The sequence below is a fragment of the Arthrobacter sp. LT660 genome (assembly GCF_056172845.1).
Genome location: NZ_CM149651.1, coordinates 780,886 through 794,092 on the forward strand (window position 1 = coordinate 780,886; position 13,207 = coordinate 794,092).

General features: G+C 66.6%; 13 protein-coding genes. 6 read left to right on the plus strand and 7 right to left on the minus strand.

Annotated features, from left to right (window positions below; all coding sequences use genetic code 11):
- The first annotated feature begins 242 nt into the window (after positions 1-242).
- Complete coding sequence (locus AC0QSG_RS03605; RefSeq protein WP_475376680.1) at positions 243-557, plus strand: hypothetical protein; 315 nt, start codon at positions 243-245, stop codon at positions 555-557.
- A gap of 194 nt (positions 558-751) precedes the next feature.
- Positions 752-1,090 (plus strand): hypothetical protein, encoded by a 339-nt coding sequence (locus AC0QSG_RS03610; protein ID WP_475376681.1) that lies wholly within the window; start codon positions 752-754, stop codon positions 1,088-1,090.
- A 183-nt stretch (positions 1,091-1,273) separates the two neighbouring features.
- Here AC0QSG_RS03610 and AC0QSG_RS03615 read toward each other — a convergent pair whose 3' ends face one another.
- A complete protein-coding gene (locus tag AC0QSG_RS03615; RefSeq protein WP_475376682.1) occupies positions 1,274-1,930 on the minus strand; it encodes an SDR family oxidoreductase in 657 nt (218 codons plus the stop codon).
- Positions 1,931-2,066: 136 nt separating this feature from the next.
- Here AC0QSG_RS03615 and AC0QSG_RS03620 point away from each other — a divergent pair, with 136 nt between their 5' ends.
- Positions 2,067-2,642 carry an NADPH-dependent FMN reductase gene (locus AC0QSG_RS03620; protein WP_435726896.1) on the plus strand — a complete coding sequence of 192 codons (576 nt, stop codon included), beginning with the start codon at positions 2,067-2,069 and terminating at the stop codon, positions 2,640-2,642.
- Between the two features lie 143 nt (positions 2,643-2,785).
- Here the strand turns inward: AC0QSG_RS03620 and AC0QSG_RS03625 are convergent, their stop codons facing one another.
- Positions 2,786-3,625, minus strand: a complete 840-nt coding sequence (locus AC0QSG_RS03625; protein WP_435726894.1) for an aldo/keto reductase — start codon at positions 3,623-3,625, stop codon at positions 2,786-2,788.
- A 66-nt stretch (positions 3,626-3,691) separates the two neighbouring features.
- Between AC0QSG_RS03625 and AC0QSG_RS03630 the strand changes: the two genes are divergently transcribed.
- Positions 3,692-4,384, plus strand: coding sequence for an HAD-IA family hydrolase (locus tag AC0QSG_RS03630; protein WP_475376683.1), 693 nt, complete (start codon positions 3,692-3,694; stop codon positions 4,382-4,384).
- Positions 4,385-4,414: 30 nt separating this feature from the next.
- On the opposite strand, the gene AC0QSG_RS03635 is transcribed toward AC0QSG_RS03630, so the two are convergent.
- Complete coding sequence (locus AC0QSG_RS03635) at positions 4,415-5,506, minus strand: GTP pyrophosphokinase (RefSeq protein WP_475376684.1); 1,092 nt, start codon at positions 5,504-5,506, stop codon at positions 4,415-4,417.
- Between the two features lie 63 nt (positions 5,507-5,569).
- Complete coding sequence (locus tag AC0QSG_RS03640; RefSeq protein WP_475376685.1) at positions 5,570-6,253, minus strand: phosphoribosyltransferase; 684 nt, start codon at positions 6,251-6,253, stop codon at positions 5,570-5,572.
- A 240-nt stretch (positions 6,254-6,493) separates the two neighbouring features.
- Between AC0QSG_RS03640 and AC0QSG_RS03645 the strand changes: the two genes are divergently transcribed.
- Entirely contained in the window at positions 6,494-7,126 is a 633-nt protein-coding gene (locus tag AC0QSG_RS03645) for a uracil-DNA glycosylase family protein (RefSeq protein WP_435726886.1), read from the plus strand.
- Between the two features lie 51 nt (positions 7,127-7,177).
- Entirely contained in the window at positions 7,178-8,650 is a 1,473-nt protein-coding gene (locus AC0QSG_RS03650; protein WP_475376686.1) for a DUF2079 domain-containing protein, read from the plus strand.
- On the opposite strand, the gene AC0QSG_RS03655 is transcribed toward AC0QSG_RS03650, so the two are convergent.
- From AC0QSG_RS03655 to mptB (AC0QSG_RS03665), 3 genes are read right to left on the minus strand one after another with little or no spacing between them, the layout of a single operon-like run.
- Entirely contained in the window at positions 8,641-9,975 is a 1,335-nt protein-coding gene (locus tag AC0QSG_RS03655) for a glycosyltransferase family 87 protein (protein ID WP_475376687.1), read from the minus strand. The two genes, AC0QSG_RS03650 and AC0QSG_RS03655, sit on opposite strands and share 10 nt — an antisense overlap.
- Entirely contained in the window at positions 9,972-11,576 is a 1,605-nt protein-coding gene (gene mptB, locus AC0QSG_RS03660; RefSeq protein ID WP_475376688.1) for a polyprenol phosphomannose-dependent alpha 1,6 mannosyltransferase MptB, read from the minus strand. Before mptB (AC0QSG_RS03660) ends, AC0QSG_RS03655 begins: the two co-directional genes overlap by 4 nt.
- Positions 11,577-13,091, minus strand: a complete 1,515-nt coding sequence (mptB, locus tag AC0QSG_RS03665; RefSeq protein WP_475376689.1) for a polyprenol phosphomannose-dependent alpha 1,6 mannosyltransferase MptB — start codon at positions 13,089-13,091, stop codon at positions 11,577-11,579.
- Positions 13,092-13,207: the final 116 nt, after the last annotated feature.

The window sequence follows — 13,207 nt, forward strand, 5'->3', positions numbered from 1 at the left end:
TAGGATGGTTTTATGACGAAGCCAACCAATACCGCGGCCATCGAACACGGCACGGGGATCGAGTGGCCGCTTGGGTGGAGCACCTGGAAGCGTGGGGCGGAAGGGAACTGACCACGCGGAACTCGCAGCCAGCGCCCACCGCCTCCTGGAGGGTCGCGAAGGCAACGCTGGATGGTGGGCGCAGGGCGTCGCCGTAGCGTACGAGCAGGAGATCGCCAGGCGTGAGCCCGGACAGGGCTGCAATGGCGATTTCCAAGTGGGGAGTCTCCAAGACCTATCCGCGAACCCTGGACGAAGCCAACGCCGCGTGGCGGTCCTTGGTGGTTGGCCTCACCGAATTCGGGGGTGTCCCGATGGTGCGGCCACCGACAGCGAGCTCCACGGAAAAGTGGCGATACTGGCGGGTTCCCCTTGCAGACGGAAGCCGCGTCAGCCTGGATGTCCGTGCCATCGGGAACGGCAAGTCGCCACTGGGCATCAACCACACCAAGCTGGACTCGTCCGTCGCCGTGGCGCACTGGCGCGCCGTGTGGAAGGAACTCCTCCAAAGGCTCTAGGCTCCGCATGTCCAGGATCCGTCCGCAAGCAACCCATCCATACACGCTGCCGTCAGGAGGTACTCCGTGCGAATCACCCTGAGCGCACGATCCGTGGGGACGCGGGCTTGGCGCAACGCGGTTTTCGCGGTCTTCGCCCTGTCCGGTCTGGATTCGCCACCTGGGTTTCGCGAATACCCGCCGTTCGCGACGGCATGGGCCTTTCGACGTCGACTATCGGCCTACTACTGTTCGGGCTCTCTGCCGGCTCGGTCTTCGGCCTCGCGCTGGCGCCCACGATCCTGTCGCGCCTGGGCGAACGGAAGGCCTTGCTCAGGGCGATGCTCGCCATGGCAGGATCCACGGTTGGGCTCGGGTTCGCAGCCGGTGTCGGCGAGTCCCCCACCCTGACCGCGGTCGGACTCGAGGTGTTTGGCTTTTCGTTCAGCGTGAACGACATCGTGATGAACCTCGAGGGCACGGCGGTTGAAAATGCGCTTGGCAAGACCGTCCTGCCCATGATGCACGCCTTCTTTGAGTATTTGAGGCATTGAGCACCACCATCCACGCGCCACCTGCCGCAGCGTAGGAAACCCGCCCATCAGCCTGAGAAAGGACCGACCAGGAACACAGTGGAACACCCCCGGCGGAAGGCCCGACGATAAGTCCTGCCCGAAAGCAAAAACGCCGACCAGCGACGAAACAAATCAGCGCCCCAGCCGATCGGTGGATCGAGGCTAAGCGGGACGCGTCAGCCAATCAAGAATCGGAACGTCGCCGTCGACGAAATTGAGCGTGCGCCCGAAGGTCGACTCGTTGGCTAAAACCTCGGCGGCCACGCGCGCGACGTTGGCACGCGAAGTATCCGATGGCGCGCCGCGCTCGGGCTCGGCGGTACCGACGTTCCCGGATGCCGGCGAGTCGGTGAGCCGCCCAGCGCCCAGGATGGTCCAGTCCAGTGCGGACGCGCGCAGATGGTCGTCCGCGGCGATTTTCGCCGTCTGGTAGGGGTAGAACGGATCGTCCAGAGGCACCAACTGGCCGACGTCCGCGTGCGCGAAAGAGACCATCACGAACCGCCGCACACCGGCGGATTCGGCGGCGTTGACGGTCCGGACGGCCGCGTCGCGATCCACCGCGTACGTCCGTTCCGGATTGCCGCCGCCGGCGCCCGCGGACCAAACGACGGCGTCGTGCCCCGCCAGTGCATCTGCGATGGCTTCGGTTGGTGCGTGTTCCACGTCAAAAACGATCGCGGTGGCACCCGTGGCTTCGACTTCTGCCACGTGCCCGGCATTCCGCACGACGCCCGTGACAACCTCCCCACGTGCGGCGAGTTCCCGCGACAGCAACAGCGCGACCTTGCCGTGCGCTCCGATGATGATCGTCTTCATGGGTCCTCCATTTGGTTGCCTGGGCTGTGAACCACAGTATGCCCGGTTCGCTTGACACATGCGGGGTCGGCGCCTAAAGTTGAAGAATCAACTGAAGGCGGAATGATTCCGCCCACCCAGAACCTAGGAGACGCATATGACGAAGATCGCCATCATCACCGGCAGCACCCGTCCGGGCCGCAACAACAGCGGCGTTGCCGAATGGGTTCTCGCCCAGGCGCAGCTGCGTACCGACGCCGAGTTCGAGCTGGTCGATATTGCCGATTTCTCCCTCCCGCTCCTCGACGAGGCCTACCCGGCCGCGTACCAGAACTACCAGAACGCCCACACTCAGGCCTGGGCCGCGAAGATCGCGGAGTTCGATGGATACGTTTTCATCACCCCCGAGTACAACCACAGCGTCGCCCCGGCCCTGGCCAACGCGCTGTCGTACCTGAACGCCGAATTCAACAACAAGGCTGCCGGCATCGTCTCCTACGGCTCCGCCATGGGCGTTCGCGCCGCAGAGCACCTCCGCGGCATCCTGTCCGAGCTCCAGCTCGCCCACGTCCAAAAGACGGGCATGTTCAGCCTCTTCACCGACTTCGAGAACTTCTCCGAGTTCAAGCCGACCGAGCAGTCGGCGGAAACCCTCGCTCCGTTGCTCGACCAGCTGGTGCCGTGGACGAAGGCGCTCGAAAACGTGCGCGACGCGGCGTCCGTCAGCGCCTAGCCCGCTTCGTACCCAGGGCCGCCGGTTGCCCGGCGTCCCGCAGCCGGGCCGGTGCGCGGAGAATCCTGGGGGTTCTCGGCGCACCGGCCCGATCCGTTCAACGCGTCCCCAACGGCGATCCCCACGGCGCTCTGGGCGTCGGCTCAGTGGCCGAAGGCCATTGGGTCCGCCGCGTCCGGCCCATCTCCGGCCAGGGCGCCGATCGCCTCCATGTCCGCGGGACCGAGCTCGAAGCCGAAGACGTCGATGTTCTCCGCCATCCGCGCGGGATCGGTGGTCTTGGGGATGGGTACCAGTCCGAGTTGCACATGCCACCTCAGGACTGCCTGGGCGGGCGTCACACCATGCTTTCCCGCCGCCGCAACCACCGCTTCCGACTCCAACAATCCCCCCTTGCCCAGCGGGCTCCACGACTCGGTGACGATGCCGTGTTCGGCGTGGAAGGCCCGCTCCTCCACCTTCGGCCACCAGGGGCTGAGCTGGATCTGGTTCACGTCCGGAACGACACCGGTCTCGTCGATGATTTCCCGCAGCTGCGCGGGAGTGAAGTTCGACGTGCCGATGGCCTTCACCTTTCCCGCCTGCAACAGCTTCACGAGTCCCTTCCAGGCCTCGATGTAACGGCCCTCTCCCGGGTTCGGCCAATGAATGAGCAGCAGATCGATGTAGTCCAGCCCAAGACGGGTCGCGCTGTGATCCCAGGTGGTGCGGACCCCCTCGATGGAGTGCCATCCACGGTTGAATTTCGTCGTCACGAAGAGTTCGGCGCGCGGTATGCCCGCGCGGGCGACGCCCTGGCCCACGCCCTCCTCGTTGTGGTAGTTCTCGGCGGTGTCGATCAGGCGGTAGCCGGCCTCCACCGCGTGCACGACGGCGGCGCCCGCCTCGGCGTCGTCCATCGGGTAGGTGCCGAGGCCGATGGCCGGCATGGTGGCACCGTTGGTGAGCTGGATCAGGGGCGCGGGCGCTGGGTTGGTCGGCATGGAGACATGCTACGCGCCCGGCCCGCCGTACGGGTCGGGAGGCGCGTCCGCGGCTACGCTGGTCCGATGAGTTCGAACAACACACCCGCTGCCCGCCCGCGCATGTGGCCCGCGCATGGGCCGCTCGCCCTGGACGCCATCCTCTTCGACCTCGATGGGACCTTGATCGATTCCACGGAAGCCACGGAAAAGTGCTGGAGAGAGTGGGCCGGCAGGCTGGGACTCGGTGAATACGGCCAGCATCCCCACGGCGTGCCCGCCCGCGATGTGGTCGCCCGGCACGTCGAGCCGGCGCGCAGGGAAGAGGCACTCAGGCTGATCGTGGAACTGGAGGTCGCGGAAACCGAGGGGATCCATATCAAAGAGGGCGTCCGCGACCTCTTGGACAGCCTGCCAGCGGGAGGCTGGGGGATCGTCACGTCGTGCACGCGGGAGCTGGCGGCCACCCGGATGCGGGCGGTCGGCATCGCGGCACCGCCGGTGATGGTGACTGCGGACGACGTCGGCGCCGGCAAGCCGGCTCCCGAGGGCTACCTGGCGGCTGCCCGCGCGCTGGACGCCGATCCGGCAGCATGCCTGGTGATGGAGGACGCCCCGGCCGGGGTGGCCGCGGGAAACGCGTCCGGTGCGTGGACGCTCGCCATCGAGGGCACATACCCCGCGGCGGAACTGGACGCGGGCGTCGTCGTCGCCTCGCTGGCTTCCGTAGCGGTCGAACCACTTCCGGACGGCACGCTCGCGCTCAGTTTCCTCCCGTAGGCGTCCGCGCCCCGGGAGGCCGGACGCGCGCTAGCCGTCCCCGCGGAAGGCCTGCATCTGCCGCAGCCGCCGGGCCAGGCTTTCCTTGCGCTGGCGGTCCCCACCGGCGGTGAGTTCGATGTGGCGTTCGCCGAAGCGCCAGAGCAGAACATCGTCCAAGAGGCGGTCGGGACCCGGCGAATACCGGTGATCCAGCGCGCGGCGGACGCGCGTGATGGCCTCGGCGTCCAGCAGGCCGGCCAACTGCGTCGTGGTGGTCAGCCCGTGCGCGGCGAGCAGCTCGGCCGCCCACCCCCAGTCGTCGTCGGTCTTGCGGTCCACGTGCGGCAAGAGGGTCTGCCACACCTCGCGGATTCGCTCGGGTTCCAATGGCATGGAACCGTCACCGTCCTCGTCCCAGTATCCGGTGACCGCACGGTAGCGGTCATGGAGTTCCGAGAACGTCGATTCAACGGCCTCGAGCATTGCGGCCGTGGCAGTGAACTGCCTGTCCAGATACGGGCTCCATGCGCGGTGGTCCACGTTCTTGAAGCGGATGTCGTGCTCGATCTCGCTCCAGGCGTGTGCCAGGATAGTCCGGATCTGCACCTCGAACATGAAGTTTCCGGTGGTGCGCACGTTCTCGCCCAGCGACGCCTGGTAACCCTTGACCACCTCGTTCTGACGCGTGCGCAGAATCAAGTGGCGACTCGAGTAGCCGTACGTGCCCGACTCGACGGAGCCGATGTCCTTCTCCCGGTCCGCGCGGCAATCGAACTCGTTGCGGCGCCGCTTGATGTGGTTCGCCGCCTCGCGGACCTCGTGTGGGAGGCTGACGATGACGCGCACCCCCACCAGATCGTGGAGGTCGCGGAGCGGATTCGGGAACTCGAGGCTCGGCACGTCGTCCGCCTCGGATGGTTCGAGGGTGCGGGACGCCTTGTCGCGGAACGATGCCACCGACTTGGTTCGGGCCGTAATGAAAAGCGGCTGCACGTCCGTCTCGGCGAAGATCGCCTGGATCCTTCCGCGGGCGTCGTCCGTGACCCGCTCCAACAACGGCCGCACGCGCTCGTACTCCGCGGCGCTGGCCTCGACCCCCGCGCGCAGCCGCTCGTCCAATCGCTCCCATGGTGTAGCCAAGGCCCAGATATCCCCTCGGGTCGCATTAAGCCGGATTACCTCCGGCAACACTAGCAACAACACCTACGTGTCGCGCCGGCTCCCGCCGGTAAGACCCAACAGCGTCAGGACGTCCCCCTCGGACGTTTGCGTGAAGTCGTCGTAGGCCGCTCCCACGGACCGCATGCCCGCGGGCTCTTGGAGCGCGAGGACATCGTCGGCAACCGCTTCGACTTGGGCGCGCGTCCGCCCCAGCGCCACCGGGACGGCGACCACGACCGCGGCCGGACCGACGGAGCGAACGGCCTGCACCGCGGCCAGCATCGTTGCCCCGGTGGCCAGTCCGTCGTCGACGAGGACGGCCGTGCGGTCCGTCAGGTCCGGCGCCGAGCCCCCGGTCCCGAAGAGCAACTCGCGGCGTTGGAGTTCGGGTAGCTGGCGGGCCACGGCCTCGTCGAACTCCGGTCCTTCGTCCTGCCCGGCGTTGCGCACCACCGCCACCTCGCCGGCGAATGCCGCGACGGCCCCCAGCGCGTACTCCTCGAAACCCGGAGCGGAGACCTTGCGGACCACCAATGCGCGCACGGGGACCCCCGCCGCCCGGGACACTTCGGCGGCCACTGGAACCCCGCCGCGCGCCAGACCGAACACGACGACGGACCGCGGGCTGGTGCCGTCGCCGCCCGTATCCAGGTTCAGTAATCCGCGCCGGGACAGCGCCGTGGCCAACTCCCTGCCCGCGTCGGAGCGGTTTCTGAAGCGCCGCATGCTCCCACTCTCCCGCATCCGCGGGGACGTGGGAAGTATCACCGCGGTTTGGTAAACCCAATCTGAACCGAAGGTTACCAACGCTTGGTAAGATGGAAGAGATCGATCAGGCAGTGGTTCCGGACCGGGTTCGCCTGCTCGGCGTCCCCGCGGCGTGGCCGACTTGAATCGGTCACCCATCCATCAGCGGAATCGACGTCCGCGGATACCGCAGTAAAAAATCAGGAGAGCCTCGCCTTTATGACAGCCCTTGCCCCGGAAACGTCGCGCGACCAGTTGTGGGACCGCCGCTACGAGGAGCAAATCGCTCCCGTCAACCGTCTGCTTGACGAGACAGCCGCCCTGCGGCCCGCCTCTTCAGTTTGCTACGTGGATCCGATGCACGACGTCGACCAGGCCAAGATCATCACGCTCTTCTCCAATACGGGTTCCGCCGACCCGTCCGGCTTCATCACCCCGGGCGACGAGGACGCCGGAACCCGCATGCTGGGCCTGCAGTGGCAGCTGGGACTTCGCCCGCAGTACCTCATGCCGTGGAACGTTTCGCCGTGGCATGTCGGCGACGAGCCGAACGGCAAGTTCGAGCCCAACCAGATCACCTCGGGCCTCAAGCCGCTGCTGCGGTTGCTCAAGGCCGCTCCGCGCGCCTCGGCCCTCGTGGCACACGGCACAGAGGCCCACCGCCTCGCCGACCAGCTCCTGAAGACTCAGAACCCGCTGCTGTGGCGCCGCGGATTCAAGACGTACAAGGTCAAATCCCTGGACGGCCGCGCATTCGCCGGATCGGCCGAGCGCCAGCAGGCCCACCTGGATCAGATGCAGGCGGCCTACGCCGACGCCATGGCGCGAACCGGCATCGCCCCGGTCCGCTAGCCGCGCGGGGTCGTGCCCGGACTGAGCAGCCGCGCGGCTAGAATCGAAGCCATGCCCGTGGACCTACCCGACCGACCGATCGCGCGCGCCCACAAGCTCCAGCTCGGCTCCGCCATGGCGGTTGCTTTTCTGCTGTACCTGACGCATTCCCTGCTCAGGTTCCGCAACTTCGAGGCCAAGGGCTACGACCTCGGCATCTTCGATCAGGCCGTGCGGCAATATGCCCTGTTCCGTCCGCCGATCGTTCCCGTCAAGGGCGTGGACTTCAATCTTTTGGGCGACCACTTCCATCCGGTTCTTGCCCTTCTGGCGCCGCTGTACTGGGTGTGGCCCGATCCCCGGATGCTCAACGTGGCCATGATCGTGCTGCTGGTGTCCACGGCAGTGCCCGTCTACCTCTTCGCGCGCAGGCACCTGGGCCACGTGGGTGGGCTCTTGACGTCCTGCGCGCTGTTGGTCTGGTGGCCCTTCCAAGCCATGGTCAACTGGGACTTCCACGAGGTCGCTTTTGGCGTCCCGCTGATGGCCTGGGTGATTTGGGCCTTTGATCGGCGGCGCTATTGGCTCGTCGTCGGACTTGCGCTGCCCATGCTGCTTATCCGGGAGGACATGGGCATCACGGTGGCCGCGGTCGGTGTGGTCCTCGCCTTCCATCGGCAGTGGGGCAAAGCGATTCTCCTCGCCGTCGTCGGCGTGGCGGGTTACGTGGTCACGACGTCGGTCCTGATCCCCCTGTTCGCTCCGCCGGAGGCCATGTCCTACTGGCAGTACACGGCCTTGGGACCCACGGCCGGCGCGGCGATCGCGTTCATGCTGGCCCATCCGATCAAGACGCTCATCCTCTTGTTCGACCACGAGCTCAAGGTCCTGTTGTGGCTCATGAGCTTCGTGCCTCTCGCGCTCCTGCCGTTCTTCTCGCCCTACGTGATTCTCGGCGCGCCGATCCTCCTGAGCCGGTTGTTCAACGACAGGCTGAACACGTGGGCACCCGTGTACCAATACGATGCGATCCTCGCGCCCATCTTCCTGATGGCGGCAGTCCACGTGTTGGCGAAGGTTATCGACCGAAGGGGATGGACATCGCTTCGGGTCCGGGGTCCGGCGTTCCTGTTGGCACTGTCGCTGGTGTGCACGCTCTTCATCCACGCGGTGTTTCCGCTCGGGCGCACGCTGACCGGCCAGAACTGGTCCACGCCCGCGGTTGCGCAAGCCCATCAGCGGGCGGTGGACCTCATCCCCAACGGCGTCTGCGTCGAGGCGGCCGACACCGCCGTACCCCACCTGGTGGACCGGACGTATGTCGGCCTGCACGGCGACATCGGCGACGACCTGTCAACCTGGATGATCATCGACTTCAACGCCGAGGAGCTCGGAGGTTGGGAACCGCTCACGCCGCGGGAGGCACTCGACCGCGCCGCGGACCTCGGGTTCCGCGTGGTCACGGAAGACGACCACGGAATCTGGGTGCTGACCCGGGACAAACCCGTTTCTCCGGTCTGCGCCGGGTACCTGCCCTACGACTGACGGCGAATCCGGGATGGCGCGGGGAGCACGAACGCGTCCGGCAAGCCCTCCAGGGGCCCGGCCAGCGGATCGTCGTCGCCGCCAGCGCGCACCAGATCGTCGTCGGGACGCCGGATGTCGCCGATGATCCGGACCCCGATGTAGACCACCATCCCCATGTGCGCGGCGATCCCCGCGCCGTAGAGCATCTCGATGAGGGGCCCGCCGGAGCCGAAGTCGCCGCCGGAAACGATCTTGGCACTCATGAGCCAGACGGCCGCCCAGTGAAACGCCTCGACCGCTTGCCACACGAGGAATTCCCTCCAGCGCGGGCGCGACAAGACGTACAGCGGGATGAGCCACATGACGAACTGCGGCGAATACACCTTGTTGAGCAGGAGGAAGGCCGCGACGATCAGGAAGGCCAGCTGGGCCATGCGTGGACGCCGCACGGAGCTAAGACCGAGGTACGCGATGCCCAGGCAGGCCACGGCGAAAAGCCCATTGGACAGCAGGGAAAAGCCTTCGCCGTCGAGACCTGTCCAGGTGAAGGCCAGCCACATGGAGGAGAAGCTGATCTCGCGTTCCGAGGAGAAGGTGTAGAACCGGGACCACTCGTCGAAGGCGGTGAGCATGAAGGGCACGTTGACCGCGAGCCACGCGGCGACGGCCACTGCCAGTGACTTCCAGAACTCCCCCATGCGTCCCGTGCGCCAGCAAAGCACGAGGATGGCTCCGAAGAGGAAGAGCGGGTACAGCTTCGCCGCCGTCCCGAGGCCCAACAGCAGGCCGGCCAGCACCACCTTGTTGCGGGAGAACGCCAAGAGGGCCAGCGTCGCGAACATCACCGCCCAAAGATCCCAGTTCAGCGTGCTGGTGAGGATGATGCCCGGTGCGATCGCCACCATCAGGGCATCACGGCTTCGGTTGCGCGCGGCGTAGGCAACGGCTACGACGATCACGGCCCAGCAAAGAAACGATCCCAGGGAGTTGAGGTCGAAGTAGGCGAGCTGGCGTTCCTCTGTGAACCCCGTGCCGGGGACCAGCATGGCGGCCACGCCGGCGATGACGGCCAAGAGGGCCGGATATTCCATGGCCTGCTCGGCCGGCAGGCCCGTGTAGAAGGGGAACAGCTTGTCTGCCAGTCCGCGCGTGCCGAAGAGCTGCGCGAAGTCGGAGTAGCACATGTGGATGTGCTGCTCGGCCCCGCCCCAGCCGTTGGCGCGGCACCACTGCTTGCTGAGGACCGCGAGGACGGCGCCGATGGCCGTGGCGGCGAGCAGGAGCACCACAACGGTGCGATTGGCCCGTCTGGCTTGGAGGAGCGTTTTCAGCGGTCCGGTCACGGCGAGGTAACTCCGTCTCTACGGGGGGTGTTGTTGCGAAGGAAGAGCGATGACGTCTTCGGGTCGATGAAAACGATGTAGGCGAGGTAGCACAGTCCCACGGCGGCGGCGAGGATACGAACCAATGTCAGGTTGATCCACTGGGCAACGCTGACCTGGTCGACGACGCCCACCAGGACCAGCACCATGGACAGCAGGTACCAGAAACGCACCCACCCGCCGTCGTACACGCGGCTGGCCGCGAAGAGCGGAACCAGCCACAACAGGTACCACGGTTGGATGATCGGGGCCAGCACCACCGCGGCGGTCAGGGCATAGGCACAGTGCAGGACGGGGGGGCCCGTGGTGCGGCAAACGGCCAGCCAGGCGATGAACGCCACCATCAGGATCTTGAAGAGGGCGTAGACGGCATTGGCGGTCGTGTCGAGGTCTCCCCCCACGAGAGTCGACACCCATCCGATGCCGAGTCCCAACAACCCCACCGGGGCGTAGGGGAACGCCGCGGAACCGGCGGTGGCCGCCGCCTTGATCCAGCCGAACCACAGGCCCGATGCCCATCCGAAGAAGGTCGTCGCCGCACCGGCCACGGCGGCCGTGTAAAGCCATGCACCGAGTTTCATCCGCAGCGTCGCATCGCGTCCGAGCATGGCGAGGCCGAGGAACGGCAGCGCGAACACCACGATGGGCTTGATGCTGATGGCGATTCCCACCGCCAGGACGCCGCCGAACCGATGGCCGCGGTACACCAGAAGGAAGCCGTAGAGCAGCCCTCCCACCATGACGGCGTCGTTGTGGACCCCCGCCACCATGTTCAACAGGAACAGCGGGTTGGCGATCGTGATCCATAGCGCCCAGGTGGCATCCGAGCCGAGGTGACGGGCCAGCCGGGGCAGCGCATACAGGCACAACAAGACGCCGCCGACGGCGAACAGGCGGAAGATGACGACGCCCGCCTCCGGCACTCCTCCGGTGACGTAGTAAACGCCGCGGGCGGCCATCAGGAACAGCGGGCCGTAGGGGGAAGCCGACTCGGCCCATAGGCTGTCAGACCCCTGGGCGAACCATCCGGGAAGTTGGGAGATCCAGTTCTCGTAGGGGCTCAGCCCCGAGTGCATGAGCCTCCCCTGCCCCAGGTACGAGTAAACGTCGCGGCTGAAAACCGGAAACGCCAGCATCAGCGGGGCAGTCCACAGGAGCACGGCGTTGCGCACCGCGGCCAGGGATGCGCTGCCGTGCGGACCGCCGCGCTGCCCCAGGCGGAGCCAGGCGCGGCAGAGGAGCATCGAGCCCAGGGCCAACAGGACGGTGCAAGTGACCACCCCGGCGGACTCGACCCGCAGCGGATTCAGGAACGTGGTGCGCGCGAACACCGACTGTTGCGTCGTCGCGAGCCAACCGACCCCCCAGGACCCGATCAGGATCATGAGCGAGGCCAACAGTCCCTGGGCCAGTGCGACGCCGGTGTCCAGCTCGCTGCCACCGGCGAGGCGGCGCAATACCGGCAACTGCCCCAGGCGTTGGCGTAGACCCTGAAGCGACGCGGTTGCGCTCGCCCGCAGGCTCCGGGTCGCCCCACCGGCGGACGGCGTTTCGGACGCCATCTAGGCGGCGGCCTTGGGCGGCCGGATGGATGTCCAGAACCCGCGGAACAAGTGTTTCGTGCGCGGGTCCACGAACGCCAGATATGCCATGGCCAGCCAAGAGATGGCGGTGGAAAGGTGTTTGACCCACGGATCAAGGACCCCGAGGAATTGCCAGATGAAGATCTGGTCCGCCGCTCCGAAGGCCACGAAGAAGGCGACGGTGAAGTAGACCCAGACGATCTGCCAGTCGTCGCGGATGCCGGTGGCCGCGAAGAAGGGAAGGAGCCAAAGGATGTACCAGGGCTGGATAATCGGCGAGAGGACCACGATCGCGGAGAACGCCAGGGCCAGCCGCTGCACCAGGTGGCTGTGGCTGCCCTTGAACACCAGGATCAAGGCAACGGCAACAGAGGCCAGCCTGCCTACGGTCTTGAGTGTCGGCAGGACCCAACCGGTCTCCATCCCCAGCGCCCCGAAAGCCCCTTGGAAGAACGTTGACAGGATCCCCAAGGGCGCGAAGAAGACGCTTCCCGATCCGGTGCCGAGCATGACGGCGAGCCAACCGAACCCGTAGCCGTTGACCCAACCGATCACGGCCATGATCCCCAGGCAAAGACCGGCGGTATAGCACCAATAGGCGATGCGCCGGCCCCATCCGGAGCCCGGTCCGGCCCACAGGAGCCCAATGAAGGGAAGCAGCACCAAGGTGATCGGTTTGATCCCGATGGACGCCGTGACCAGCACAACGCCGAGTATCCCCCGACCGGTCGCAGCGTAGTACGTGCCCGCGACGGCGAGCCCGATCATCAGCCCGTCGTTGTGGGCGCTCGCGATGAACGAGATGAGGAACAACGGGTTGGACACGGTGATCCACAAAGCCTTGGCACCGGACACGCCATGCAGCGAGGCCAGCTTGGGGATGTAGGCGGCACAGACCACCACGCCGGCGAAAGCCACCAGCCGGTAGAGGAACACCGACAGGTCCGGCGATGACCCCACGGCTTGGTTCACCAGGTGTTCAATGCTCAGGAACAATGGCCCGTAGGGCGTCTCCGATTCCGCCCAGGTGACGTCCGCACCCAACTGGAACCAGTTGGACAGCGTGGAAATGCCGTCCTGATAGGGGTCCTGCCCCGCGGAAACCAGCCGCCCCTGTCCGATGTAGGCAAACACGTCCCGGCTGAAGATCGGAAGGCACAGCAGCAGCGGCGTTCCCCAGAGGAGACACGCCCACCGGACCGTGGCCAGGGACCCGTCGGGCCAGCCCGCCAGAACCTGACCCAACCGGAGCCAGGCGCGGAACATGACCCAACAGCCGACCGTCAAAACCACCGTGGAGGCGACGACCCCCCATTGTTCGGTCCGCACCGCGATCAGCAATCCGTTGCGGTTGAGCGGGGACACGGAGGCCAGCCAGCCGACCCCGAAGGATCCCACAAGCACCAGGAGCGATCCGACCAGTCCCTGGACCAGCGTTGCCGAGCCGGTGCCGAACGTGCGGCCGGCCCCCATGCCGGACTCGGCGACCTTCATTCGCTGCGGCCCTTTTCCCTAGATTGTTGGTCCGCAGGCCGCCGGCGCCCCCGTTGGCCTCTGAGACGGCCGGGCGCACGGGGCATGGGAGACCCGTAAAAAACCTCCCCCGATAT

Coding starts and splice junctions, on each gene's coding strand:
- AC0QSG_RS03605 (WP_475376680.1), top strand. CDS start 243: ATGGCGATTTCCAAGTGGGGAGTCTCCAAGACCTATCCGCGAACCCTG.
- AC0QSG_RS03610 (WP_475376681.1), top strand. CDS start 752: ATGGGCCTTTCGACGTCGACTATCGGCCTACTACTGTTCGGGCTCTCT.
- AC0QSG_RS03615 (WP_475376682.1), bottom strand. CDS start 1,930: ATGAAGACGATCATCATCGGAGCGCACGGCAAGGTCGCGCTGTTGCTG.
- AC0QSG_RS03620 (WP_435726896.1), top strand. CDS start 2,067: ATGACGAAGATCGCCATCATCACCGGCAGCACCCGTCCGGGCCGCAAC.
- AC0QSG_RS03625 (WP_435726894.1), bottom strand. CDS start 3,625: ATGCCGACCAACCCAGCGCCCGCGCCCCTGATCCAGCTCACCAACGGT.
- AC0QSG_RS03630 (WP_475376683.1), top strand. CDS start 3,692: ATGAGTTCGAACAACACACCCGCTGCCCGCCCGCGCATGTGGCCCGCG.
- AC0QSG_RS03640 (WP_475376685.1), bottom strand. CDS start 6,253: ATGCGGCGCTTCAGAAACCGCTCCGACGCGGGCAGGGAGTTGGCCACG.
- AC0QSG_RS03645 (WP_435726886.1), top strand. CDS start 6,494: ATGACAGCCCTTGCCCCGGAAACGTCGCGCGACCAGTTGTGGGACCGC.
- AC0QSG_RS03650 (WP_475376686.1), top strand. CDS start 7,178: ATGCCCGTGGACCTACCCGACCGACCGATCGCGCGCGCCCACAAGCTC.
- mptB (WP_475376688.1), bottom strand. CDS start 11,576: ATGGCGTCCGAAACGCCGTCCGCCGGTGGGGCGACCCGGAGCCTGCGG.
- mptB (WP_475376689.1), bottom strand. CDS start 13,091: ATGAAGGTCGCCGAGTCCGGCATGGGGGCCGGCCGCACGTTCGGCACC.